The 24,456-nt window shown below is 62.7% G+C and carries 25 protein-coding genes and 3 tRNA genes; 14 read left to right on the forward strand and 14 right to left on the reverse strand.

The features are described 5' to 3' along the window. Positions 1-21: 21 nt before the first annotated feature. Complete coding sequence (locus JDV76_RS04745; protein ID WP_198735717.1) at positions 22-636, reverse strand: response regulator transcription factor; 615 nt, start codon at positions 634-636, stop codon at positions 22-24. Further along, positions 633-1,751 carry a histidine kinase gene (locus tag JDV76_RS12885; RefSeq protein WP_198735718.1) on the reverse strand — a complete coding sequence of 373 codons (1,119 nt, stop codon included), beginning with the start codon at positions 1,749-1,751 and terminating at the stop codon, positions 633-635. Before JDV76_RS12885 ends, JDV76_RS04745 begins: the two co-directional genes overlap by 4 nt. A 207-nt stretch (positions 1,752-1,958) precedes the next feature. On the opposite strand from JDV76_RS12885, the gene JDV76_RS04755 reads away from it, so the two are divergent. From JDV76_RS04755 to JDV76_RS04765, 3 genes are all read left to right on the forward strand, one after another. Continuing rightward, positions 1,959-2,756 carry a fumarylacetoacetate hydrolase family protein gene (locus JDV76_RS04755; protein ID WP_198735719.1) on the forward strand — a complete coding sequence of 266 codons (798 nt, stop codon included), beginning with the start codon at positions 1,959-1,961 and terminating at the stop codon, positions 2,754-2,756. Positions 2,757-2,818: 62 nt separating this feature from the next. Next, the gene (locus tag JDV76_RS04760) at positions 2,819-3,223 is read left to right on the forward strand and encodes a hypothetical protein (RefSeq protein WP_198735720.1); all 405 of its coding nucleotides are present in this window, start codon (positions 2,819-2,821) and stop codon (positions 3,221-3,223) included. A 10-nt stretch (positions 3,224-3,233) separates the two neighbouring features. Then, positions 3,234-3,830 carry a class I SAM-dependent methyltransferase gene (locus tag JDV76_RS04765; protein ID WP_198735721.1) on the forward strand — a complete coding sequence of 199 codons (597 nt, stop codon included), beginning with the start codon at positions 3,234-3,236 and terminating at the stop codon, positions 3,828-3,830. On the opposite strand, the gene JDV76_RS04770 is transcribed toward JDV76_RS04765, so the two are convergent. Next, positions 3,823-4,944, reverse strand: coding sequence for an isochorismate synthase (locus tag JDV76_RS04770; protein ID WP_198735722.1), 1,122 nt, complete (start codon positions 4,942-4,944; stop codon positions 3,823-3,825). The genes JDV76_RS04765 and JDV76_RS04770 overlap by 8 nt on opposite strands. 53 nt (positions 4,945-4,997) lie before the next feature. Between JDV76_RS04770 and gltX the strand changes: the two genes are divergently transcribed. The 6 genes from gltX (at position 4,998) to JDV76_RS04800 (ending at position 9,987) form a co-directional block, all read left to right on the forward strand. Next, a complete protein-coding gene (gene gltX, locus JDV76_RS04775) occupies positions 4,998-6,482 on the forward strand; it encodes a glutamate--tRNA ligase (protein WP_198735723.1) in 1,485 nt (494 codons plus the stop codon). Between the two features lie 145 nt (positions 6,483-6,627). Continuing rightward, a tRNA-Gln gene (locus tag JDV76_RS04780) sits at positions 6,628-6,699 on the forward strand. Positions 6,700-6,725: 26 nt separating this feature from the next. After that, a tRNA-Glu gene (locus tag JDV76_RS04785) sits at positions 6,726-6,798 on the forward strand. Positions 6,799-7,077: 279 nt separating this feature from the next. Beyond that, entirely contained in the window at positions 7,078-8,181 is a 1,104-nt protein-coding gene (locus JDV76_RS04790; RefSeq protein ID WP_248140895.1) for an MFS transporter, read from the forward strand. Positions 8,182-8,498: 317 nt separating this feature from the next. Beyond that, on the forward strand, positions 8,499-9,272 hold the full coding sequence (locus JDV76_RS04795) for a histidine phosphatase family protein (RefSeq protein WP_198735724.1): 774 nt from the start codon (positions 8,499-8,501) through the stop codon (positions 9,270-9,272). 175 nt (positions 9,273-9,447) lie between these two features. After that, the gene (locus JDV76_RS04800; protein ID WP_198735725.1) at positions 9,448-9,987 is read left to right on the forward strand and encodes a VanZ family protein; all 540 of its coding nucleotides are present in this window, start codon (positions 9,448-9,450) and stop codon (positions 9,985-9,987) included. 16 nt (positions 9,988-10,003) lie between these two features. Here JDV76_RS04800 and JDV76_RS04805 read toward each other — a convergent pair whose 3' ends face one another. The 4 genes from JDV76_RS04805 to JDV76_RS04820 all read right to left on the reverse strand — a co-directional run bounded on the left by JDV76_RS04805 (position 10,004) and on the right by JDV76_RS04820 (position 13,129). Continuing rightward, a complete protein-coding gene (locus tag JDV76_RS04805) occupies positions 10,004-10,537 on the reverse strand; it encodes an ABC transporter permease family protein (RefSeq protein ID WP_198735726.1) in 534 nt (177 codons plus the stop codon). 71 nt (positions 10,538-10,608) lie between these two features. Beyond that, positions 10,609-11,373, reverse strand: coding sequence for an ABC transporter permease (locus JDV76_RS04810; protein WP_198735727.1), 765 nt, complete (start codon positions 11,371-11,373; stop codon positions 10,609-10,611). Then, positions 11,370-12,122 carry an ABC transporter permease gene (locus JDV76_RS04815; RefSeq protein WP_198735728.1) on the reverse strand — a complete coding sequence of 251 codons (753 nt, stop codon included), beginning with the start codon at positions 12,120-12,122 and terminating at the stop codon, positions 11,370-11,372. Before JDV76_RS04815 ends, JDV76_RS04810 begins: the two co-directional genes overlap by 4 nt. Further along, positions 12,119-13,129: an ATP-binding cassette domain-containing protein gene (locus JDV76_RS04820; protein WP_232958831.1), complete on the reverse strand. Its 1,011-nt coding sequence runs from the start codon at positions 13,127-13,129 to the stop codon at positions 12,119-12,121. The genes JDV76_RS04815 and JDV76_RS04820 overlap by 4 nt, the downstream gene beginning before the upstream one ends. A 220-nt stretch (positions 13,130-13,349) precedes the next feature. Here JDV76_RS04820 and JDV76_RS04825 point away from each other — a divergent pair. Continuing rightward, positions 13,350-13,422 (forward strand) — tRNA-Glu (locus tag JDV76_RS04825). Between the two features lie 58 nt (positions 13,423-13,480). On the opposite strand, the gene JDV76_RS04830 is transcribed toward JDV76_RS04825, so the two are convergent. Next, the gene (locus tag JDV76_RS04830; RefSeq protein ID WP_198735730.1) at positions 13,481-14,203 is read right to left on the reverse strand and encodes an IclR family transcriptional regulator; all 723 of its coding nucleotides are present in this window, start codon (positions 14,201-14,203) and stop codon (positions 13,481-13,483) included. Positions 14,204-14,304: 101 nt separating this feature from the next. Between JDV76_RS04830 and leuC the strand changes: the two genes are divergently transcribed. Both leuC and leuD read left to right on the forward strand, forming a co-directional pair. After that, entirely contained in the window at positions 14,305-15,789 is a 1,485-nt protein-coding gene (gene leuC, locus JDV76_RS04835) for a 3-isopropylmalate dehydratase large subunit (protein WP_198735731.1), read from the forward strand. Between the two features lie 17 nt (positions 15,790-15,806). Continuing rightward, positions 15,807-16,400 carry a 3-isopropylmalate dehydratase small subunit gene (gene leuD / locus JDV76_RS04840; protein ID WP_198735732.1) on the forward strand — a complete coding sequence of 198 codons (594 nt, stop codon included), beginning with the start codon at positions 15,807-15,809 and terminating at the stop codon, positions 16,398-16,400. 27 nt (positions 16,401-16,427) lie between these two features. Here leuD and JDV76_RS04845 read toward each other — a convergent pair whose 3' ends face one another. The 5 genes from JDV76_RS04845 to JDV76_RS04865 all read right to left on the reverse strand — a co-directional run bounded on the left by JDV76_RS04845 (position 16,428) and on the right by JDV76_RS04865 (position 20,843). Then, positions 16,428-16,691, reverse strand: a complete 264-nt coding sequence (locus tag JDV76_RS04845; protein ID WP_198735733.1) for a hypothetical protein — start codon at positions 16,689-16,691, stop codon at positions 16,428-16,430. Positions 16,692-16,767: 76 nt separating this feature from the next. Continuing rightward, complete coding sequence (locus tag JDV76_RS04850) at positions 16,768-17,769, reverse strand: NUDIX hydrolase (protein WP_198735734.1); 1,002 nt, start codon at positions 17,767-17,769, stop codon at positions 16,768-16,770. Positions 17,770-18,327: 558 nt separating this feature from the next. Further along, complete coding sequence (locus JDV76_RS04855; protein ID WP_198735735.1) at positions 18,328-19,587, reverse strand: sporulation-delaying protein SdpB family protein; 1,260 nt, start codon at positions 19,585-19,587, stop codon at positions 18,328-18,330. After that, on the reverse strand, positions 19,580-20,122 hold the full coding sequence (locus JDV76_RS04860; protein WP_198735736.1) for an SdpA family antimicrobial peptide system protein: 543 nt from the start codon (positions 20,120-20,122) through the stop codon (positions 19,580-19,582). The genes JDV76_RS04855 and JDV76_RS04860 overlap by 8 nt, the downstream gene beginning before the upstream one ends. A gap of 214 nt (positions 20,123-20,336) precedes the next feature. Then, positions 20,337-20,843: a sporulation delaying protein family toxin gene (locus tag JDV76_RS04865; protein WP_198735737.1), complete on the reverse strand. Its 507-nt coding sequence runs from the start codon at positions 20,841-20,843 to the stop codon at positions 20,337-20,339. A gap of 433 nt (positions 20,844-21,276) precedes the next feature. Between JDV76_RS04865 and JDV76_RS04870 the strand changes: the two genes are divergently transcribed. Beyond that, positions 21,277-22,275: an NAD(P)H-dependent glycerol-3-phosphate dehydrogenase gene (locus JDV76_RS04870; RefSeq protein ID WP_198735738.1), complete on the forward strand. Its 999-nt coding sequence runs from the start codon at positions 21,277-21,279 to the stop codon at positions 22,273-22,275. A 45-nt stretch (positions 22,276-22,320) separates the two neighbouring features. Then, positions 22,321-23,445 carry a D-alanine--D-alanine ligase family protein gene (locus tag JDV76_RS04875; protein WP_376993006.1) on the forward strand — a complete coding sequence of 375 codons (1,125 nt, stop codon included), beginning with the start codon at positions 22,321-22,323 and terminating at the stop codon, positions 23,443-23,445. Between the two features lie 9 nt (positions 23,446-23,454). On the opposite strand, the gene JDV76_RS04880 is transcribed toward JDV76_RS04875, so the two are convergent. Beyond that, on the reverse strand, positions 23,455-24,438 hold the full coding sequence (locus tag JDV76_RS04880) for a hypothetical protein (protein WP_198735740.1): 984 nt from the start codon (positions 24,436-24,438) through the stop codon (positions 23,455-23,457). Positions 24,439-24,456 lie beyond the last annotated feature (18 nt).

Genomic DNA, 24,456 nt, shown 5'->3' on the forward strand with positions numbered 1-24,456 from the left:
GCCCGTTGATCGGGTGCGGAACTAGATCCAGCCGTGTTCGCGGGCGGTGACGGCGGCTTCTGTCCGGGTGACGGCGTGGGTTTTCGCCATCGCGTGACTGATGTGGTTGCGCACGGTACCGGGGGAGAGCCCCAGATGTCCGGCGATTCCCGCGACGGTGTCTCCGGTCAGGCTCAGTCGGAGGACGTCGCACTCGCGTGCGGTCAGGGGATTGGTTCCGGAGGAAAGTGACTCCCGGGCGAGCACGGGGTCGATCGCCCGGAGCCCCCGGTGGACCCGGCGGACCGCCTCCGCGAGTTCGCCCGCGGGTGCCGTCTTCACGGTGAACCCGGAGGCACCGGCGTCGAGAGCCCGCTTCAGGTACCCGATCCGCCCGAAGGTGGTGACGATGAGTACCTTCGGCGGGTTCGGGAGCGCACGGATCGCCTGCGTCGCGGTGAGTCCGTCCATGCCGGGCATCTCGATGTCGAGCAGGCACACGTGGGGTTCCAGACGTCGCGCGGCGTCAACGGTTTCGGCGCCGTCCGCGCATTCGGCGACGACCTCGATGTCGGCCTGCAGGGACAGCAGCGCGGCGACCGCGCCCCGGACGAGTGCCTGATCGTCGGCGATGATGATCCGTATCCGCCCGGTCATGACCACCGTGCCTCGACGCGGGTTCCGGTTGGTTCGGTTGCGGTGATCCGCAGTGTCCCACCGGACTGCCGGACACGTTTCGTCATCGACGCTGTCCCGGTGCCGGGGGCATCCGTCGCACCGGGCCCCCGCCCGTCGTCCGTGACGATGATCCGGTCCGACTCAACCCGGATCCGGCATTCATCCGCACCGGAATGCCGGACCACGTTGGTCACGGCCTCCCGCACGACCCACCCCATCACGGGGCTCAACGACTCCGGGACCAGCTCCAAACCGCGCCGGGGGATCACCGGGGTGATTCCGGCGGCGGTGAGGATGTCTTCCGCGTGATCGAGTTCCCGAGCGAGACCGGAATCGTGGAGATCACTGATGAGCGCCCGCAGCTCCGTCAGTGCGCGGCGGACGAGTTCCTCCGATTCATCCATCTCCCTGCGGGCGCGAGCGCCGAGGTCATCGGCGCTCGCTCCATTCGAGGACGCGGAATCGAAGAGCTGCCCGGCGACCTGCAGTTTCACTACCGCGGCGGTCAGTGTCTGCCCCACCGTGTCGTGGATGTCGAGCGCCAATCTGGAGCGTTCGGAGGTCACTGCTCCCGCGATCTCCAGGCTTCCCCGGCGCTGCCTTCCCGTGAACACGCGGATGGCCCCGATGATGAGGATGAGCGGCGCACCGGGGTAGAGAAAGATAATCCCCATCCCGACGCCCATCAACTTTAGGGCCAAAAACTGGGCGACGATCTCGAGAATGACGAAGAGGGCCCAGCCAGGCAACCAGACACGCCACGGACAGGAACAGACGAGCCAGAGCGCGGCGAGGAAGAATCCCGCCGCCGACGAATCCGGGTTCAGCGGCAGCATCAGTCCGGCGATGGCCGCCAGTCCTCCCGCGCCCCACAACCGCCGGCGGAGTGCGAGACGGCGTTCGCCGCGGTGGAACAGCCAGAGGAGCAACCCGCCGTAAGCCACCAGGAGCGCGATGACGCAGGGATGGAGGATCCAGGGACTGAGCGTGTACGGGCGATACTCCGGACCGTAGACGACGCCCGGTATGAGCGTCAGCAGTGCCGGCGCGGCGGTGATCGCGTTCGATCGGACACGTTCATCTGTTGTCGTCACGGGGGTGGCCTCCGGTGGGTGGGGGACAGTCTGGGGGTGCACGGATCCGTAGCGTGCATGCACCCACTAAACGGTACGTCGCACCGTACGGACACTGTCATATGTCACGGGTGCGGTGATCCGTTGTCGCGGGCCCGGGGAACCGCGGACAGCACAGGTGCGGCCCCGATGTCTCCCCCCGTTGTCCGTGACGCTAGAATCGTCCGCATGCGTTTTGGACGAATTGCCACCCCTGATGGTCTGTGCTTCGCGGTCGTGGAGGGCGACGGCGATGCAACGGTGTGCCGTGAGATCGAGGGCACCCCATTCACCGAGCCCTCCTTTACCGGCCGCCAGTGGCCCCTGAAGGAGGTTCGTCTGCTGGCCCCCTCGCTCCCGTCGAAGGTCGTGGCCATCGGCCGCAACTACGCCGACCACGTCGCCGAGGTGTTCAAGAAGTCCGCGGAATCACTGCCGCCGACCCTGTTCATCAAGCCGAACACCGCGGTGATCGGGCCGGGCGCGGCCATCCGGATCCCCGAGTTCGCCACCAACGTGGAATTCGAGGGCGAACTCGCCCTCGTCGTCGGCAAGCCCTGCAAGAACATCAAGGCTGCCGACTGGAAGTCCGTGATCCGCGGATTCACCATCGTCAACGACGTGTCCTCCCGCGACCTCCAGTTCGCTGACGGACAGTGGGCCCGTGCCAAGGGCATCGACACCTTCTGCCCGCTCGGCCCCTGGATGGAGACGGACCTCGACTCCATCGACACCACCAACCTGCCGATCAAGGCGCACCTCACCCGTGACGGTTCGACGGAGACCAAGCAGGACTCCAACTCCAACCAGATGATCATGAACATCGGGGAGATCATCGAGTTCATCACCGCGTCCATCACGCTGCTGCCCGGCGACGTGATCTGCACCGGCTCGCCGGCCGGTACAGCGCCGATGGAGCCGGGTGACTTCATCGAGATCGAAATTCCCGGCATCGGTCGACTCGGCAACCCCGTCGAACGCGCCTGATCGCCATCCGCTCAGCCCCGTCCAGTGGGCGGGGGCCGTCCTGACGGATTAATCTTGAAATCATGACCGATACCCGACGTCGATTCTTCCCGGGGCTCCAGATGTCGAGCTGGCAGGTGCTCGTGATCAGCCTCGCCCCGATCTTCTGGTACGCGGGAGCCTTCGGGCCTTTCTTCAGTCCCGATAGCACGCCGTCGTTCTCCGGTATACATCTTGCGTTGCTGGTGCTGGCGGTCGTCGCGGCGGTGTTCTCCGGGATCTGCGTGGAGATGCACTTTCCGCACCGTGGTCTGCGGATACCTGTCCTGGTCACCCTCGTGATGCTGGTGCTCACTGCGGTGACCTGGTCCGGGTTCATCGACGATTCCCTGAGCCGTTTCATCGCCAACGTCATCGACGCCGTGGTAGCCACCGCCGTGTACATTCCTGTTGTTCGCCTACGGCGGGCACTGCCCGCGACGAGCTGAGAGGATCACGATGGCAGATCATCCCAATGCCGCCTCCGGTGAGGAACATCTCTACGTTGGCCGTGCCCGGCGTTGGAGTGGCCGTCCGAACTATGCCTTGACCCATCTCGCTGCTGGCCTGCACCCCGGAACCGCTCTCGACGTGGGCTGTGGTGAGGGTGCGGACTGTGTGTGGTTAGCGGAGAATGGATGGCGGGTCACGGGGGTCGACATCGTCGCCACCGCTACCCGCAGAGCCGCAGCGGCGGCAGCATCCGCCGGGGTGGACATCGAGGTGATCACCGGTGGTTTGCGGGCGGTGACCGGACGGGTGTTTGACCTGGTGACCTGTTTCTATGTGCCGCTGCGGCGGGGGACCGGGGATCTCGATGATTTGCTCGCGCTCGTCGCTCCGGGAGGCTCCCTGATCGTGGTGCACCATACCGACGCCTCGAAGCAAGCCGCCCGGTTGGGCGTCAATGTGTCGGACCTGATTCGTCCGTTGGAGATAGCGGAGCTTTTGGCGGACTGCTGCTTCACCATCGAGGAATCCGGCACGGTCCCCGGAGGTAGCATGCACGCGAACAACCCCGACCAGGTGCTCAGGGCCCGTCGGAAGCTCAACTGATCCCGAGGGCGTGGAGCACAGTCCGCAGTTTCGCCGTGGTCTCCTCGAGTTCCGCCTGCGGATCGGAGTCGCCGATGATTCCACCGCCGGCCCAGGTACGGGCAGTCATCCCATCCGCAGAGACTTCGGCGCACCTGATGGCGACCATGTATTCGCCGTCTCCCGTCGAATCACACCATCCGACGGCCCCGGCGTAGAAACCCCGATCAGACTCCGCCGCACTGATCACAGCTTGAGCTGCTTCAGTGGGGGTTCCGCAGACGGCAGGCGTCGGATGCACGGCCAGAGCGAGTTCGAGTGCCGTCGTCCGCTTGTCTTTCAGTCTCCCGCTTATCGGCGTCGCTAGGTGCCACATCTCATTCGTGCGGGTCAGTTCCGGGTGAATCGGAACATCAAGCGAAGAACACAGGGGAGACAACGCCGCGGCGAGCGCATCAACGACGAAGCGGTGCTCCGCGAGGTCTTTAGTGGAGGTCCGGAGTTGTTGGCCCACGAGACAATCCCGGTCCCGGTCCGCGAGTCGCGCCGCGGAACCCGCCAGGGGATAGGCGCTCACCGTGGACCCGTGCTTGCGGACGAGTACCTCCGGTGAGGAACCGACGAGCAACCGGCCGGTGAATCGGCCGCCGGCCGGTGAGAGATCGGCGATGAACCCGTCCCGGTTCGCGGAATGGTCGATGAGTCTCGCCGCTACCAGAAGCGGATCGACCGGTGGATCGAAAGCGATGTCGACCGCGCGCGCAAGAACCACCTTCTGCAGCGGGGTGCGGGTGATGGTGCGGACGGCGGCGGAGACACGAGAGAGATGAGTCTTCTCGTCTGGATCGACCCCGGCTAGATGCGCGTTCAGCTGACTGCCCGGACCGAAACGGTAGTGGGCGTGCGGTTCCAGCGGTGAGTCCGAACGGATGATCGACTCGGGCACTGTCAGCGCGCACAGTGCCTCGGGGTCGAAGGGGAGGGCACCGACGATCATGTCGTGGCGGCCGGCGCGGAGCGCGGAGACGGCATCCCACGGATCATCGAAGGTGTCGCGGCTGCCCTGGGTGCGCACCGAGCCGTGGGCTCGGGAGAGGAGAAAGTCTGGGGCGGTCACCGGACGGGAGTTGGGCATGGAGAGACAGTCTACCGGGGAGCCCGGACGCCTCTGGACTACCATGGGGAACCATGTCTGATGTTCGCGTTCGCTTCTGCCCATCGCCCACCGGAACCCCGCACGTCGGTATGGTCCGCACCGCCCTGTTCAACTGGGCGCACGCCCGACACACCGGTGGGAAGCTGATCTTTCGCATCGAGGACACCGATGCCGCCCGCGATTCGGAGGAGTCGTACCAAGCGATCATCGACTCCCTCGAATGGCTCGGACTCGGGTGGGATGAGGGGGTCGTCGTCGGCGGTCCACACGAGCCCTACCGGCAGAGCCGACGGATGGACATCTACCTCGATGTCCTGGAGAAGCTGAAGGAGGCCGGTGAGATATACCCGGCGTACTCGACCGCTGAGGAGGTCGAGGAGCGTCACCGCGCAGCGGGCCGCGACCCGAAGCTCGGCTACGACAACTACGACCGGGACCTCACCGAGGAGCAGATCGCGGCGTTCGAGGCCGAGGGCCGCAAGCCCGTCTGGCGGCTGCGGATGCCTGATCAGGACTGGTCCTGGAACGATCTCGTGCGCGGCGAGATTGAGTTCAAGGGTACGACCCAGCCGGACTTCGTCGTCGCCCGATCCAACGGAGCACCGCTCTACACGCTGGTCAACCCCGTCGATGACGCGCTCATGGGGATCACCCACGTCCTGCGCGGCGAGGACCTGCTGCCCTCCACGCCGCGCCAGCTAGCCCTCTACGCGGCACTCGAGCGCATCGGTATCGCCGAACGGACGCCCGAGTTCGGCCATCTACCCTTCGTGATGGGGGAGGGCAACAAGAAGCTGTCCAAGCGCGATCCGCAGTCCAACCTCTTCAACCACCGGGATGCTGGCATCATCCCCGAGGGGATGCTCAACTACCTCGCTCTGCTCGGATGGTCGCTGTCCAAGGACCGGGACATCTTTGGTGTTGATGATCTCATCGCCAACTTCGATGTCACCGACGTCCTCGCCAACCCGGCCCGATTCGACCAGAAGAAGCTGGAGGCCATCAACGCCGACCACATCCGGCTGCTCGATCCGGAGGACTTCCAGGACCGGCTGCGCAGTTACCTGGAGAAGTACAAGGGATTCCCGGCCGACTACCCGGCGGACAAGTTCGCCTTCGCCGCCGAGCAGGTGCAGACCCGCATCAAAACCCTCGGCGACGCCTGGGACCTGCTCGAGTTCCTCGTCGTCTCCGACGACGACCTTGAGCTGGACGAGAAGGCCGCGCGGAAGAACCTCAAGGATGATGCGGTCGCTCCGCTCGACGCCGCCATCAGTGCCCTCGACGCCGTCGAGGATTGGACGACCCCGGCCATCGAGGAGGCACTGCAAAAGGCCCTGATCGAAGAGCTCGAGCTTAAGCCACGCAAAGCGTTCACCCCGCTTCGTGTCGCGGTGTCTGGGCGTCAGGTCTCCCCGCCGCTGTTCGAGTCGATGGAGCTTCTCGGCAAGGACTCGACCCTGGCGCGGCTACGCGCGGCTCGTGAGATCACCCCGGTGGCTCCGTCCGCACAGTGAGTCCAACGATGATCAGCAGGTGCGTCACCGCCTTGAGTGTTGGTCCACCTGCTGATTTGTCCGTGATCGGGCAATGAGGTTATAGTGTTCTTCGTTGCACAGCGCGGCGAAGCGGTGAGAATCGCCTGATCTGCGCGTGAAACGATGGCCTATGGTGTAATTGGCAACACAGCGGTTTCTGGTACCGTCGTTCTAGGTTCGAGTCCTGGTAGGCCAGCAGCGGATACAATCCGCGTCCTTTATGCCCCGTTCGTCTAGCGGCCTAGGACGCCGCCCTCTCACGGCGGTAGCACGGGTTCAAATCCCGTACGGGGTACGAGCAGAAAAGACCCTCACAGTCGACAGTTACGTCGCTGTGGGGGTCTTCGCATGTTTTACTGCATGCGTGGGATCGGCGCCGGGGTGGGGCGGTGCATCGGGACGCAGCAGTGTGAGAACCTGGTTATCGTGCGTGGAGAATCGATGATCGACATCAGTCCCCGGTACCGGCGCAGGGTCCTCGGGGCACTGATGGGGCCCAGGTCATGGCCGGACTCGCGAACGGGATCGCCTATTCGATGGGGAGCCTGCTTGCTGCGGACAAGGCCGGGACGGCGTGGGCGGGATAGCCGCGACCTGCACTACTCTCGGGGCCGCCGGGTTCGCTGTTCCGCTGGGATGGCTCGTGGTGTCCCGTGGGCGGCGTACATCGCTGAGCGTCGGACTTCTCCTTGGCGCGACGTGTGCGGGCTGTGCGATGGGCGCAGCCCAGATCTCCTCGTTGCCCTTGCTGATCGCAGGCTTCGTCCTCCTGGGTGCCGCATCCGCTGTCAATTTACAGAGCCGATTTGCCGCGACGGATGTGTCCGTTTCCGCATCCACCCGGGGACGGGACCTCTCCTTGGTTGTATGGGTCACGACCATCGGTGCCGTGGCAGGTCCGAAGCTCTTCGAAACCAGTGAGGTTCTGGGAGCCTGGCTGGGCGTGGCTCCGCACTCCGGGGCCTACCTCATCACCATCACTGCACAACTGTTGGCCGTGGCCGTATTGCAGGCTGCGCTGCGTCCGGATCCGGCCTGTGTACGGCGTGCCGGAGGTGAGGAACCACCGGGTGCCGCGACCGCACCGAGCAGATCGTGGCCCGGGCCGGTCGGAGTCGTCTTCACGATCGCGGTGGTTCACTTCGTGATGGTGGCTATCATGTCGATCACCGCCGTACACGTGCACCGGCACGGCGTGACGCTCACCCTGATTGGAGTCACCATCAGTCTCCACGTCGCCGGTATGTACGCACTGGCCCCTGTGTTCGGTCTTGCCGCTGATCGCATCGGCCGCTTGCGGACCATCGCGGTGGGCTACGGCATGATTCTCGTGTGTTGTGGGATTCTGGTGGTCGGCGATGGGGCGGCAGCAGCCGTCGTCGTGGCCCTCACGTTGCTGGGACTCGGTTGGTCTGCCGCCCTCATCGGCTCATCCGCGCTGCTCGTCGACGTCGTCGCCGCTGATACGCGGGTCCGGGCGCAGGGGCGCAGTGACCTCGTCATGAATGTCGCGGGGCGGCCGGTGATGCGTTGTCGGAACCAGTGGTGGCTTTCTGGGGGATGCCAGTCCTGGCAGGAGCAGTGCTCGTCATCGTTGCGGGGTACTTCATCTGGTTCGCCGGATCGGTTATCCGGACGTCTCGATAGTGGCGGACGTCGGGTCTCTTTCGCAGGTTGAATCCGGTCCGCAGACACTACGCTGTTCGCTGTCCAATCCGTGGCGTGGCGACGCCGGATGCCGAGAAGTGATGCACATCTCTTCTTCTGGATCGCCTGGAAAATGCCCGGGCGTGGTTAATTTCCGGATGATGTAGCATCATCGCTGATGGGGGGCGGTTTCTGCTTGGAACATGTCCGGCGATGGGCCGCCTCCGAAGGTCCCCGATTCCGCCTCCCGGGGACGGGTGGACACTGAGCCCTCACCGCTATCTGTGCATAAACCAATAGTATAGGTTATGCTTAATGAGCATTCACTAAATAAAGGAGCACTAAAGTATGAAGATTTCTAAGATCCGTCGTCTCAGCCTCATCACGACCGCGAGCATCATGGTCGTCGCTGGTTCCCTGTCGGGCTGTAGCTCAGACAAGGCCGAAGAGAAGGCCGAGGAAGTCACCTCGTCCGTTTCCTCCGCTGCAAAGGAAGCCACCGAGGAATCCTCGACGGCTACCAGCACCGAAGCCGAGAGCGACGACGATGCAGAGGAGGAGGCCAAGTTCGAGAACGTGGTTTCCGCTGAAGAGGTCGTCAAGGACCTGAAGAAGGGCGGCTACGTCATCTTCATCCGTCACGGCCACACCGCCAAGGACTACGCCGACCAGGCTGATCCGAACATGAAGCTCGATGACTGCTCCACGCAGCGTCAGCTCGATGACCTGGGCAAGAAGCAGGCTAAGGAGATCGGCGAGGCTTTCAAGAAGCTCGAGATCCCGGTCGGCGACGTCATCACCAGTGAGTACTGCCGCGCGTACAATACCGCTGATCTGGCATTCGGTCGTTACGAGAAGACCGCGAAGCTGAACTTCGAGCCTGCCGAGGAATACACCGACGCGCAGATCGAGACGATGAAGAACAACATCACTCCGTTCCTCGAGACGATGCCCGAGGACGGTAAGAACAACGTCATCGTCGGCCACGACGATGTCTTCGACGCCGCGACGGGTATCTACCCGGAGCCGCAGGGTACCGCCTACATCGTGAAGCCGGAGGGTGACAGCTTCGAGGTCATCACCCGCATCACCGCTGAAGAGTGGCCCAAGCTCGCTATGTGATCGTGATTCGCCGCACGTGGTAGTGCAGGTTTTCTGAGGCCGGTGGGCCGTCCCCTCGTGGGGCGTCCACCGGTTTTTCACTGTCGGTTCCCTGCCGTCTGCGCCGGGCAGATCGTTCCCGTGTTGCTATGCTGGGCCCTCAACCGTCCAGGGGTCGAAAGAGGAGAACCGAAACATGGTCGCAGTACGTCGGCGGGCGGCGTTCGGAGCGTTGTTCGTCTACGGCGGGGTGATGATCGCACTGACCATGCTCAAGGCGTTCTTCGTCATCGGTCACCTGTGGCGCCCAGAGAATCAACGCACCCGGTCCCTGGAACTCGTGCCCTTCGCGGAGGCGTTCCGGGGATCGAGCTGGTTCGCGCCGTTGTTCGACGGGGTGGGAAACGTCGCATTCTTTGTTCCCCTCGGCGTGCTGCTATACATCATCGTCGGATCGGGGTCGAACCCGCTCCGCAGGGTGTCCCTCGTGGGGGCGGCGGTGAGCCTGTGCATCGAGATACTTCAGTACGTTTTCGCGCTCGGGCACTCCGACGTCACCGACATCCTGTTCAACACGCTGGGCGCGTTTCTCGGCGCATGGTTCGCCGGGCTCTGCGGACCGAGGTACCACCGAGTGTGGGTCGGCCTGTCGTGTCTCCTCGGGGCGGTGTTCCTCGTGCTCGTGGGGCTCGGGGACCGCCTCGGCGACCCGGAGAAGATCGTCGAACTACGCTGATCCGGTAAATCTAACGCTACGCTGAGGTATCCCGCGACCTGCCCAGAAAAGTTGCCCGGATGCCGGCGCAGAACGCCAGTGAGACACTGGCGCCGGCGCCGAGGAACAGGGCACCGACCCCCGATTGGCCCGTGGTGTCCGTCGCGGCCGCTATGCAGAACGCGGTGACAAGCCCTGCGGTCACCCCGATCGCGGCGCTGAACCCGCCGAGCTTCCGCCATGAGGACAACCGGGCCGCCAGGAACCAGAAAATACCGACCGTGAGGGCGCAGGCCGCGATCTGCCAGGAGGGGAAGTTGGTCGGCGGCGGGAACCCGGGGGCCGTGATTCCTCCGTGGTCGTCCGCCGACCAGCTCAACCAGCCGACGGCCGCCAGAACGCCGAAGACGAACCCGATGAGCCCGGTCAGCCACAACCCCGGTCCGGACGCGGAACGGTCATCTGGGAACCGCCAGGCGAGGACCGCGAGAATCCCGCCCCACACGGCCGACGGGACGGCCGCGAAGATGAACGTGATCCAGAGGAAATGTTCGAAGGGGTAGCTGAACATGGTGCCGAGGCTACCACCGGGGTCACCCGGAGGGATCAGGTCGCCACCACGTTTGGCCGGGGGATCTGCTGTCAGAGACTCCGCCGGGATGCCCGCAGGGCCCCCCAGGCGAACACCAGAAGAAGTCCGCCAAACCAGATGAGACTGAAGGTGAGCGAATCCCCGACGCCGGTACCGTCGTTCAGCCCGGTCGCCGTTCGTACCGCATGGCTCACCGGGGAATTCACCGCCAGGGGTTGGACCGTGGCGACGAACCTATCCGCGGGCATCAGACCCTCGTTGAAGAACTGGAGAATCATCACCAACGGCGCGATCACCATCGCTGATTCCGGAGTCGTGAACGCGGATCCGATCAGTACAGACAGCGCTCCGGCAGTGAGTCCGGCGAAGACGATGAACGACGCCAGCCACACCCCGGCGGTGATCGTGTGTATCCGAAGTCCACAGGGGACGGCGACCGCGACGACGAGTAGGCCGCCGAGGATCATCCGGAACAGGGTGAAGAGCAGGTTTCCGGCGATGTACGAGCGGATCCCCGCCGGGGTGGTGGCGAACCGTGCGGTCAGGCCGAGGCGTTTCTCCCGGATCATCTCCGCCGACGTCGAGATAGTGAGCATGAATTCCACCGCGAAGATCATCATGACGGTCAGCGGCAGGAGGTCGAGCTCACCCTTCGGATGGACGGCCCGGATGAGATCACCGAACATGGCCCGGGTGATCAGCGTCATCAGTATCGGGGTCCCGAGGGTGTTGATAACGGCGGACGGGTTACGCCGCCAACCGAGGAAGAGTCGTCGGGCGTGAGTGGCAGCGGGGGAGAGGATGGACTGGGTCACTTGTGCTCCCTGGAGAATGCGGCGGAGAAACCGAGGACGGCGAGAACCGTGAGGATGATCAGCCAGATTGCGGCCTCAATGGTTGTTCCTCGGGTTAACTCAGACCCGGTCATGACCGCGCGGACGGTGTCGAGGATCGGTGACAGCGGCATGTGGGTGATGATCGGTCGGACGGTTGAGGACATCGCCTCGGCGGGAATGAACGCCGTGGAGAAGAGGATGAAGGGCATGACCAGGGACTGGATCAACATCGCCGTGGACGTCGGCTTCCGGCCGAGGAGACTGAGCCCACAGAAACCTGCGCAGAATGTCAGGGTGAGCAGAAGAAATACGAGGAGAACCGCTCCGATCCGCCACGCTCCGTCGTGGATGCGTGCCCCGAGTAGAAACGCGATGAGGGTGGCCACGCCCCCGGAGATGATGACACGGGTGACATCGCTCAGCAGGCGTCCCGTGACGATCTGGCCCGGGCTGACGGACATCGTCGCCAGGCGCGAGTGGATTCCGTTCTCCCGGTCCAGTGCGACGTCGAGGGCGGAACCGCCGGCTGCGAAGACGATCACCTGCATCATCGCCGCCGGATACAGGAACGTCGCGTAGTCGATACCGAATATCGACGTCGCGTCGGAGAAGACGCTGTAGAAGCAGGTAAGAAAGATACCGGGGATGAACAGCGCCGAGATCATCGCCGCGCGGTTGCGGAGAAACCGCAGGATACCCCTCGTCCACAGGGCCGTGAGTGTATTCATCGGTCGCCGTCCCCGTCCGACCCCTGTGAAGCCTGTACCCCGTCGCGGGCGAGCGCGAAGTAGACGTCGTCGAGGGAAGGTGGCGTCATACCCACGTCGGTGATGGTGAGGCCCGCTGAGTCGATCGCCTGCAGGAGGGGGTTGAGCTCGGTGAAACCGGAACGGACGAGAAGCTCGACAACGCCGGTGTCGCCCACCACGAGGTCATTGTCCTGGGTGGTGTATCCACGAGCCGTAAGGAGTTCACCGGCGGTGACTGCCGAGGCGTGATCCGGGAAGGACACCGAACACCGGTGGCGGCCGTACGCGGCTTTGAGGTTGTGCGGCGTGTCCACGGCGATGATCCGTCCGTCCCTGAGGACTGCCACCCGGTCCGCGAGCCGGTCGGCCTCATCCAGATACTGGGTTGTCAGGAGGATTGACATCCCGTGGTCGCGGAGGTCGAGGATCTGGTTCCACAGCGACTCTCGCGACTCCGGGTCTAGCCCCGTGGACGGCTCATCCAGGAACAGCAGGGCAGGTGGGATGACGAGTGACGCGGCGATGTCGAGTCGGCGGCGCATACCCCCGGAATAGTCCGACAGACGCTTGTCCGCTGCATCGGCGAGGTTGAATTCATCCAGTAGTTCCACCGCTCGCTCACGTGCCGATCGCCCGGACAGTCCGGAGAGGCGCCCGAAAAAGGCGAGGTTCTCCGTTCCTGTCAGGTCGTGGTCAACCGCGGCGAACTGGCCGGTGAGCGAGATGGCGTTGCGGACCCCGGTCGGGTCGGATTCCAGGTCGTGGCCGGCGACGGTCACCGATCCGGAGGTAAACGGGATCAGGGTGCTCAGGACGTTGATCAGTGTGGTCTTACCGGCCCCGTTCGCGCCGAGGACAGCGAGGATTCCGCCGGCGGGGATGGTCAGATCGACCCCCTTGAGTATCTCGGTGCCACCGCGGTCGCAGTGCAGGTCGCGGACGTCGAGAATGGTCGATGGCGGGGATGCGTGGGCGGAGACGGTCATCAGGCTCCTTGTGTGAGTTGACCCTAATAGAATTGTGAACATAATTTAGCAATCACATCTTGATTGTGCAAAACATGTGCTTCTGCGAGTCCGGTTGGTGCTGGTGGTCGTGGCGGTGGTTTGGGTTGTGGGGTGTCGTTGGGTGTGGAAAATGCTTCCTGTACAGGCGATTTGTCACTCCTTAAGTGGTCGCATAGAGTAGTTCGAGTCCACAAGGCATGCCCCGTTCGTCTAGGGGCCTAGGACGCCGCCCTCTCACGGCGGTAACACGGGTTCAAATCCCGTACGGGGTACAACACTAAAACGCCCGGACCGGTCATGGTCCGGGCGTTTTACTGTGTTTTCAATGGTTTATAGCATTGCCGACAGTTCCCGCGCCGCCCTGCCCAGTTCCACGCCCCACTTCTGGCCGGGGTGTGGGCGTAGCCGTTCCGCCGGGCCGGAGATCGACAGTGCCGCGACCATGGCGGCGTCTTCAAACACTGGTGCGCTGAGCGAGGCGAGGCCCGCCTCACGCTCGCTGACTGATTCCGCGTACCCGAGACGGCGGACCCGCTCGAGATCGTCGGTGGTGAAGGCGGCGTCGGGCAAGATGACGCCCCGGAGCTGCGGGGAGGCATAAGCCATGAACACTCGTGCCGCGGAGCCAGCGGTGAGGGACATTCGGGATCCGACGGGGACGGTGTTCTGTAGGCCCGACGGTGGCTCCAGGGATGCGATGCATGTCCGGGTCGTTCCCGTCAGCCGGTAGAGCTGTACGGATTCGCCGGTGGTGTCCATGAGTGCGCTCATCACATGGCGTGCTGCGTCGATGAGCTTGTCGGAGGCGTTCGCCCCGAGTGTCGTGAGTGTCCGCCCGATACACCATCGACCGTCGCCGGTACGGGTCAGCATGTTGTGCACCTCGAGGGCGGTGGCGAGTCGGTGTGCGGTGGCCCGGGGGAGCCCGGTCGCCTCACAGAGTTCCGCCAGTGAGCGGGGGTGTTCGGCGACCGTGGAGAGGATGAGTACGGCGCGGTCGAGGACCTTGATCCCGCTTCCTTCGGTGGCGTCCGGTGAGCTATACTGTCCCATATTCTGATACTAACATCTCATGCTGTGAGAAAGCGAGGGCGTTGCGTGGCGCCTTCTCCCGTGCGTTCCCACAGTTGATCCACACATGGAGGTGCTCCGACATGAGCGGTCCGAAAGATGGTGCCGCCACCGGTGTCGCAGCAGACGGACCCCGCACCCTCGCGGAGAAGGTCTGGGCGGACCATATCGTGGCCAAAGGAGACGGGGAGGACCCCGACTTGGTCTACATTGATCTGCATTTGCTGCACGAGGTGACGTCCCCGCAGGCGTTCGATGGGCTAAGGCTCGCTGGACGTCGGCTTCGTAGACCGGATCTCACCCTGGCCACCGAGGATCACAATGTCCCCACCTCCGGGATCACCACCGGCGCGGTCATCGAGATCGAGGACCTCATCTCCCGTACCCAGGTGGACACCCTGCGGAGGAACTGCGAGGAGTTCGACGTCCCGATCTTCCCGATGGGAACCGCGGAACAGGGCATCGTCCACGTCGCCGGTCCGCAGCTGGGGCTCACCCAGCCGGGAATGACGGTCGTCTGCGGTGACAGCCACACCGCGACGCACGGCGCATTCGGGGCCATCGCCTTCGGGATCGGGACCTCGGAGGTCGAGCACGTCATGGCGACGCAGACGCTCTCGCTGCGACCGTTCAAGACCATGGCGGTCAACGTTTCGGGGACCCTGCGGGACGACGTCACCGCCAAGGACCTCATCCTCGCGATCATCGCGCAGATCGGTACCGGCGGCGGGCAGGGACACATCATCGAGTACCGCGGAGAAGCCATCGGGAAACTCTCGATGGAGGCCCGCATGACGGTGTGCAACATGTCTATCGAAGCCGGTGCCCGGGCGGGCATGATCGCCCCTGACGACGTCACCTTCGAGTACCTGAAGGGCCGACGGCACGCCCCGACCGGTGCGGACTGGGACGCCGCCGTCGAGTACTGGCGCAGTCTCCGCACCGACGACGGCGCCGAGTTCGACACCGTCGTCGAGATCGACGGCTCTGCGTTGACCCCTTACGTCACCTGGGGTACCAACCCCGGCCAGGGGCTACCTCTCGATGGGTCTATTCCGTACCCGGAGGATTTCACCGACGAGACGGACCGTGCAGCGGCTGAGAAAGCCCTAACCTACATGGATCTTGTTCCGGGAACCCCGCTCCGCGAGATCTCCGTCGACACCGTGTTCGTCGGCTCGTGCACCAATGGCCGGATCGAGGACATGCGGGCGGTCGCCGCAGTTCTCAACGGTCGTCGTATCGCCGACGGGGTACGCATGCTCGTCGTCCCCGGTTCCGCTGCGGTGCGGGCGCAGGCCGAGGCTGAGGGACTTGACGCGATTATCCGCGCTGCGGGAGCCGACTGGCGCCAACCCGGCTGTTCCATGTGCCTGGCGATGAACCCGGATAAACTCCAGCCGGGCGAACGGGCGGCGTCGACATCGAACCGGAACTTTGAAGGCAGACAGGGGCCTGGTGGGCGAACTCACCTCGTATCCCCGCAGGTCGCCGCAGCTACCGCCGTGTCGGGGCATCTTGCCGCGCCGTCCGACCTCGAGCCCGTGCCCGCACTCGCGAGTGCCTGAGTGACGCAGGAGAGAAAATGGAGAAGTTCACTGAATTTACAGGTGTCGGAGTTCCACTAAAGCGTTCAAACGTGGACACGGACCAGATCCTGCCCGCCGTCTACCTGAAACGCGTCACCCGCACCGGATTCGAGGACGCGCTGTTCGAAGGCTGGCGGAAAGACCCCGAGTTCGTGCTCAACCACAATGCGTTCCGCAACGGATCGATTCTCGTCGCGGGCTCCGACTTCGGGACCGGTTCCTCCCGAGAACACGCCGTGTGGGCGCTCATCGACTACGGGTTCCGGGTCGTGTTCTCCTCGCGCTTCGCCGACATCTTCCGGGGAAACGCCGGCAAGTCCGGGCTGCTCGCCGCGCAGATGCAACAGACCGACATCGATCTCCTGTGGAAACTGATGGACGCCGATCCAGGCATGGAACTCACCGTGGATCTCGTCGAACGCACCGTGAAAGCCGGATCCCACGTCCTGCCCTTCACCGTCGACGACTACACCCGCTGGCGGTTGCTCGAGGGCCTGGACGACATCGGACTGACACTGCGGGACGAGCCGGCGATCAGCCGCTTCGAAGCCGCGCGGCCGGCGTTCAAACCGGTGACCCGCCGGGCGTGACCTGGGGGTGCACCGCGGACCCGCCGCTCAGAGGTACGTGAAATCGTCGTCGTCCATTGCCTGCGCGAAGCGCTGGATGCCAACGATCAGAACGACGATGACGATACACTGGATCACCTCGACGCGATGCTGCTCCGGGGTGGAGATCCAGACGCCGTAGAGGGTGCTGGCGACGAAGAACACGATAGCTGCCAGTGTCGTTCCGGTCAGTCGCGTCGGACGATCGATCCCGGGATGGAGCACCCCGAAATACGAGGCGAGTGACTGTTTGATCTTGAGGCCGATATCCATGGGGTCTCCTTGTGAACTGTGTAGCGGGGAGCTGCCGATGGTGGCCAATCAGCTGCCCCGCGGCGGGAAACGCACGCTATTTCACGGGCAGGGGGCTCACGAGGTAGTCCGCCCCGGTGAGCTCGCCGTCGGTGGTGAAGGTGAGAACCCACACCGAGGCCTTCTTCGCCTCCGGTTCCTGCAAGGGCAGTCGCCCCTCGGCGGACAGCCACGCGACGACATCAGGAATCGTGAGTCCCTGGGAAATCACCACCGGGGTTCCACCACCGGAGATGATCTCCCGGAAGCGTTTCTTCGAGTCCTTCATCGCGGTGGTCCACCCCTCATCACCCAGCAGCACGTCGGACTCGATGTCGAGGCCGAGGTGCGCGGCGAGGGGCTCTGCCGTGGCGACGCAGCGGTCAGGTTTAGCCGAGTAGATGCGGTCGGGCCGGTAGGGGGCGAGTAATTCCGTCAGAGCAGTCGCCTGGCGGCGGCCCTTCTTGTCCAGTGGGCGGACGTCATCGTTGCCGGACCAGGTGCGGCGCGCGAAGGCGTGTGCGTGCCGAACCAGAAGAAGACGGGTGTCCACCGGGACCGCCAGCCGCTTGGCCGCCTTGTCCAGGACCTGCCGGTCGACGTCGTAGCTCAGCAGGCCGTGGGCCTGCGTTATCGGCAGCCAGCGGATCTCATCGACCTCATCGTTGGTGGTGAACTCACCACCGAGCACCTTTCCCGTGAAGTAGTAGACGACCTTGGTGCGGTCAGCCACCGGGTACGTCACGCGGCCGAGCAACTTGCCCAGGCGGACCTCGTAGCCAGTCTCCTCGAAGATCTCGCGGGCGGCGGTCTGAGGCAGGGACTCGCCGGGATCCACCTTTCCCTTGGCCAGGGACCAGTCGTTGTAGCGCGGACGGTGGATGACCGCTACCTCGACGCTCTCCGGATCGGTGAGCTCGCCGCGCCACAGCACGGCGCCGGCCGCGAGAGTACACCTACGGAACTCGTCGGCGGGGTGGGCGGGAATGGACTGATAACGCCCCGTCACATTCAGCGCATTACTGCGGTCCTTGTCGGATTCGCTCGATTTCTTTGCCATCTGGCTTCCACTCTCCTTGGCTGGTTTTACGGGGGTGCTGTCCTCATCATTGTCCATCCTGGAGTGTCGTGTGGGCGAAACCGGGGTGATGTAACCACGTTTACTGGAAGAAAACGGCACGTAGAAAGGCAGAAACCACCCAGTAAATCGCCATCACAGGCGATCCCCTCTTGCAACAGGAAAGTCCCAGTAAACCCGCTCGGCCCACACCGTTTACTGTGGTCCGGGCTCTTTTCGTGTGCATCTGGGTCAGTAAAGAAATAAAAGTCCCACCTACTATACGTAGTAGATGGGACAGCAGATACATTTACATCCAACGTAGTGCCGGGGTCACTCAAGCTTATGGGCCTCTATCCACCGGGAGGACACCGACGAAAGCAGTTATCTTGAGCGACACGGCAAGACTAAACGATCGAGAGGATGTTTCCGTCCCCACGACTGTTCGAATGGCGACTTCAGCCCCTCTTCCTTGGACGCGAGAATAAGATTTCCGGGCTCAACCAAGCGGCGAAGTGTTTGCTGCAGTGGTCTCCCGCCAGGCAATCGGTAGGTTGAGAACTACCCGGGATCCGAGCTGCCACCAGGGATGACCTCAACTTTGAACGGGGACCCGTTCAGCAGGCCCAGGCGGGCTGAGATCATATCTCTCCTATCGTGAACCACTACCTCTGGACTGTGGCTCAGTAGCTTGTTCGTCAGCTTGTAGCGCATCCGTACTGCTACTGGTTCACCGATCTTCACAAGAGCGAGATCACCTCCCCAACGGCCTTGTGTGGACACCCCCCCGCAGCACACCACAGGACGAGTAAACGCCTGGTGGAATCTGAAAAGGGAAACGAAACGGTGCGGACGAATGTCGGCCTTGACCGCCACGAAATCATCCACGTCAGCGGAATCTGTTGATGTGGAGAGAACAGAAATATATGTGTAGCGATTAGGCGGTGTAATTATAGATAGGCAGCAGCCAATCATAATAAGGGCAAAACTAACAAGACCCATATTAAATATAATACCGCCGTGCAGGATAACAACTAAGGTGAATGCAAATCGCCGCATATTAGCGGTGCCGATAACATTAATCGCAATCAACAATACCAGTGCTATAGGCATCCATGTAGCCGCTGCTAAAAGCCAGCCATGCTCGAAAATTTCAGATCTCTCGAGAACCTGGAACCAATCACCAAATAAAGCATTCTTCTCGATATAGTAGAGAGCGGTTCCATTTGTCCAACCGGCAACGCCGAGCTTGGCAATCGCAGCATCAGCGTAAAGATAACACAACTGAACTCGCCCAAAAATGATCGCGGCCTGACTGACTCCCTGTAAGGGTTCCGGAATACGATCGACATCAAGGTTTGTGAGGTAGCAATTACGCCTGTTATCACTCAAGCTCACAACCGCAAGAAGGCCAATAAAAATAAGCGCTACAGATTCTCCGCCGTCTGGAAGAGTGACTGCAGTCGATATTGTGTAGGTAATGTAGAGATGTAGGATTCCGGTCCAACGCGGGTAGAATCCAATTATAACCAGGATCAGCCCAAACGCAATCACCACGTCAGCCAGGGTCAAATGCTCCTTACCAACCACGCAGTACAGACCGGCCTGACTCCAACTTTGACATCGCGGTCCGAACGGTTGCGGACCAACCTCCGCAAATCGCGCCTCTTGCGAGGTGAAGAGAATGAAGCTCAATTGTGCGACAGCGATGATTGCTCTGCCAATTGAAATGAACTTAGATTGAATATTCGCAGATCCAATTATAGCGTTGAGTTTTGCCGATGATTCTTCTTTGATTATTGGCACATTTTGATCAGTCATCACATATCACTCGTACCTTTGCGGCCTTTTCGATCCTGTGTTCATCTGTAGTTAGTGATCGATAAGACCAAGGGGTGATATGACTCAAGGTGATTATCACGTCTCCACATATTGTTTGCAGTGATGAGGTGTTCCTAATTTCTTCAGGAGTTATTTTTTGCGCATCTTTGAGGCACGACGAGAAATTATCGACGCAGTCCCTCCATTTGTCGTCTGGTATCTCTGAGACAAGCATAGCAACCTCAGGGCCTTGAGCGCGTTGATTCCGAGATATACCAAAATAATTTGACGGACGGTTTTGAGGGGTTCGCATCAGGCTTTGAAGAGAATCGCCGTCGACAACAATCAGTTCCGATGATTCAGGATCTTTGGTAAAGTATGCCCAGTTTTGCGGAGCGAAGGTGTACAAAAACCGGTGCAGACTGTCCTGTTGCCGTGAAGCTGCAGCGTTAGTGGGTATACCTGCAAATAAGCCCGCTAGATTAAACGTCAGAAAAACAGCAAATGCGAGAACAAATGAGAATTTCTTAGTCATCTGCTACCTGATATCACTTTCTGAATTGTTCACAAAGTTGAGCAATGAAAAGGTCGCCGTCCAGCGTATTTGCCATCATGGGGAACTGATAGCTGATAGCTCCGGGTACAATGTAAAGAACGAAGGCTACCTCAGTCGCTACAGCCACATTTGCGTATACCGCAGCATTTAAAACAGCAGCACCATTGAGTTCAACATAGGCGTGAGTATCATGTCAGCCGTACGGTGTATATTGGTTTTCTCCTGGTGTGTGGCTGTATTCCCTCTCGATCTCACGAAGAGCCTGTGCAGTGGTCACAATTGCTTGCTGCGTAAGATACGGGTCTCCGCTCTGCAGTTTGAGCGAAACTTCATCATGGTAATCCGGGATTTTTTCGAGCAGTTTGTCGTAAACAAACGTAACTTGCTCTTCAGTAGGGTGAACCTGTTGAGGATTATTCGTCTGGAACAAGCGGGCAAGCTCAGGATTCATTTCAGCCGCTCTGCCAAAGCCAAAAACAGTCAACTCGGCCACTTCCCGGTCAGTGTAAAGGGGTTTGATAGCGCTCAGCCTGTCTTCAAGGCGCTGTGCACCAAGGGGCCGTTCTGTTGGAAATGGGTCTTGGTTTTTTGGCGAGATTCTCGACAGTTCCTGCAAATCTTCTGGCTGGTTAGCGACGGCGGTCGGTGATCCCAAAAGAAGCAATGCGAGTGAGACAGTTAATCCTAGAGTACGTTTCATTGAAGGTTTCTCCGGTTACACGACTTGTCTTCGTATCTAATCCTCAGGCCGGATAAGCCTTAGACCGGGCCGGGATGTTTAGAGTTTGGAGAGGCTTGGCCCCTTCACTTTTTGGAGCCTAATAAACAACTAAAATACATGCTGGCAAACGTGATTAACATTACAGACAGCCGTTATTGTCTTAGGGAACACAGTTCGCTCCGGCAAAATCTTCTCCCACTGGTTACCGGTTCAATATGAAAGGTGTCACGCGAAGCTGAGTCGAGTCAGATGCCTGCTGCAACGCAAAAACCACGGGTCGGCCGCTTGCGGATTCCCGGATGTCCCCAGGGTGGAGGACCGGATCGTACGCGTTAGAATCGGGTGAGGGTTTTCTGGGAACCGTCGGCGGAGGGGTTCGCCGCACCGGACACCGAGGACGAGGAGAACGATCATGGTCAGAGTCGCAGTCATGGGCGCCGGTTCCTGGGGCACCACCCTCGCCAAGGTCTTCGCGGACGCCGGGAGTGCCGTCACACTCTGGGCCCGCCGCAGCGAGGTCGCCCGTACCATCCAGATCAGCCGAGAGAACACCGATTACCTCCCGGGGCTCGTCCTGCCGAGGGAGATCTGGGCGACGTCCGAGCCTGCCAAGGCACTGCAGGACGCTGACATCGTTGTGCTAGCGGTCCCGAGCCAGACGCTCCGGGAGAATCTTTCCGAATGGCGGGAACTCATTCCGGAGGACGCCACCCTCCTGAGCCTGGCCAAGGGCATCGAGCGGGGCACGCACCTCCGGATGACGGAGGTGATCGCCGAGGTCGCCGGTGTCGCCCCGGACCGTATCGCCGTTCTGTCCGGGCCGAACCTCGCCCGCGAGATCGCCCTCGAACAGCCTGCGGCGACGGTCATAGCGTGCACCGACGAGAAGAGGGCGAAAGCGGTTCAGGCGGCACTCGCGGCACCGTATTTCCGCCCGTACACCAACGACGACGTGATCGGCTGTGAGATCGGCGGCGCGTGCAAGAACGTCATCGCGCTGGCCTGCGGGATGGCGACCGGGAAGGGACTGGGGGAGAATTCGCTCGCCTCCCTAATGACCCGGGGACTCGCGGAGATCTCCCGACTCGGGGAGGCCCTCGGCGCGGACGCCCGCACCTTCTCGGGGCTCGCCGGTATCGGCGATCTCATCGCGACCTGTTCCTCGCCGCTGTCCCGGAATCGTTCCTTCGGAAAGTGCCTCGGACGCGGGGATTCCCTCGAGGACGCGGCCCGAGCGACCCACGGCCAGGTCGCGGAGGGTGTGATTTCGTCACAGTCTGTCTGGCAGCTCGCCCAGGAACATGGTGTCGAGATGCCGATCACCCAGGCGGTCGTCGGGGTGTGTCACGGCGGAATGGACGTGGACACCATGATCCGCGCGCTGATGGGACGTTCGAAGAAGGCGGAATAGGGCGGAACAGGACACAGGGCAGGGGCGCTCGGTACGATGACGGTCGTGACTTCACCCGTTGAACCCAGTACCGCCCCAGCAGGGGGCACCCCCGGATCCGATCGCCGCATCCGCGTCGCGGTCGTCTACGGGGGCCGCAGCTCCGAGCACTCCGTGTCATGCGTGACCGGCGGCGCGATCATGTCCCACCTCGATCCGGAACGCTACGAGATCGTGCCGGTCGGAATAACCCGCGAGGGAGTGTGGACCGTCGGCGAACCCGATCCCCGGGCGCTCACCATTTCCGGACGCACCCTGCCGGAGGTGCGGCTCCGTGAGCGCCTCCAGCTCTCCCTCGACCCGGACTCCCGGGGAAGGCTCATCGTGCTGGACGGGGACCGTGCCGGACAGGTGCACGCCGAGGTGGACGCGATCTTCCCGGCACTGCACGGCCGGTTCGGCGAGGACGGAACCGTCCAGGGGATGTTCGAGCTCTCCGGGGTGCCGTACGTGGGCTGCGGCGTCCTGGCGTCAGCGTGCTGCATGGACAAGGAGTACACGAAGAAGCTGCTCGCGGCGGCTGGTCTCGCGGTCGCCCCGGAGATCATCCTCCGGGAGCACAGGGACCTCGACTCCGCCGAGCGCGAACGCCTGGGTCTGCCCGTCTTCGTGAAACCCGCGCAGGGAGGATCCTCCATCGGGGTGTCCCGAGTGACCGCCTGGGAGGATTTCCCCGCCGCCCTCGACACCGCGTTCTCCGAGGACGACAAGGTCATCGTCGAATCCCAGATCTCCGGCCCCGAGGTCGAGGTCGGTGTCCTGCAATACCCGGACGGTCGGCTGCTCGCCTCGGTCCCGGCACAGCTCCAGGGGACCGAATCAGGAGACGAGGGATTCTACGGCTTCGACACGAAGTACCTCGACGATGCGGTCACCCCGCAGATCCCGGCGCCACTCGACGAGGTGACGACTGAGGAGATCCGACGGATGGCCGTCGCAGCGTTTCGTGCCGTGAACGCGGATGGTCTCGCCCGGGTCGATTTCTTCGCCACCCCAGACGGACCAGTGATCAACGAGGTGAACACGCTGCCCGGATTCACCCAGATCTCCATGTACCCGCAGGTGCTGGCTGCGTCTGGGGTCGCCTACGGCGAGCTGCTGGATATTCTCGTCGCCCGCGCGCTGCGCTGACAGCCCCGGTTAGTCTTTCCGCGGGGGCGCGGTGACGGTCCACAGGGACCGCATCGCGGCGCCGCGTCTGGTCTTCGCCTCGAACGCCTGCATCCCGAGGTGCAGCGTCACGACGCCACGGTTCGGTTCGGCGCACCACGCCAACGGCTCCCAGATGGCGAGGTGCGCGTAGAGCGGCCCCGTCACGGCCTCAAGTGACGGATCACACAGTCCGACCATGTCGATGGTGGCCTCATCACCGACCTGCCGGAGCACACTGAAGCCGACGATCGCCCCGGTGGTGTCCGTCGCTGTGAACACGGTCGACGAGTCCGCCAGGAACCGGTTCCGGCGTTCCAGTAGGTCGATGGCTCGGGCATCTGTGACGGGGTGCCCGTGGGCCCGTTCCACCGTTCCGAGCAGGTGCCCCAGTCTGTCGGGGGCGGGGCAGTCGACGGCCGCGGCGGCGGTCGCCGTGATTCGCACTGGTCCCCGGGCGAAGGAGGCGAGCTCGGCGCGGACGTCGTTGCGATGTTCGCGGGACTGGAGAGACCCGGCGATGTGCGCCTCGATTCCGCCCTCAGGGACATGGACCGTGCAATCTGCGCCGGCGAGTCGCAGATGGGAGGCACTGAATCCGAACGCGCGGATCAGGCGTCTGGAATCATCGCCGCTGAGAAAAGGCCACGCCCAGCCACCCCGGGAAGGCGGAAACAGGTCGACCGTCGCGTCGACGAGGGCAGGCAGCTGGAACTCCGAGGCACCGTAATCGAGGAGGAGTCGTGAGATCCGGCCTGAGAGGCCACCGAGGACCAAGCCGCCGGGGTAGTGCGGCGGGGGATTCGCGGGGCAGTGGTGCGCGATGAGGAAGGCACCGTCCCCGTCGGAGAGGTACGCGGGTTCCACAGTGGGATCATCCGAATCGACGAACCTGCACCAGTCGGCGCCGGAGTGAACGCCGGCGACGCGGTCGAAACCGGGGATGTCCGGCCTCCCGCTGTGGTGGATGGTCATGGTTGCCCTTCCTGGGAC

Origin of the sequence: Corynebacterium marambiense, assembly GCF_016342275.1 — a bacterium.
Taxonomy (GTDB): domain Bacteria; phylum Actinomycetota; class Actinomycetes; order Mycobacteriales; family Mycobacteriaceae; genus Corynebacterium; species Corynebacterium marambiense.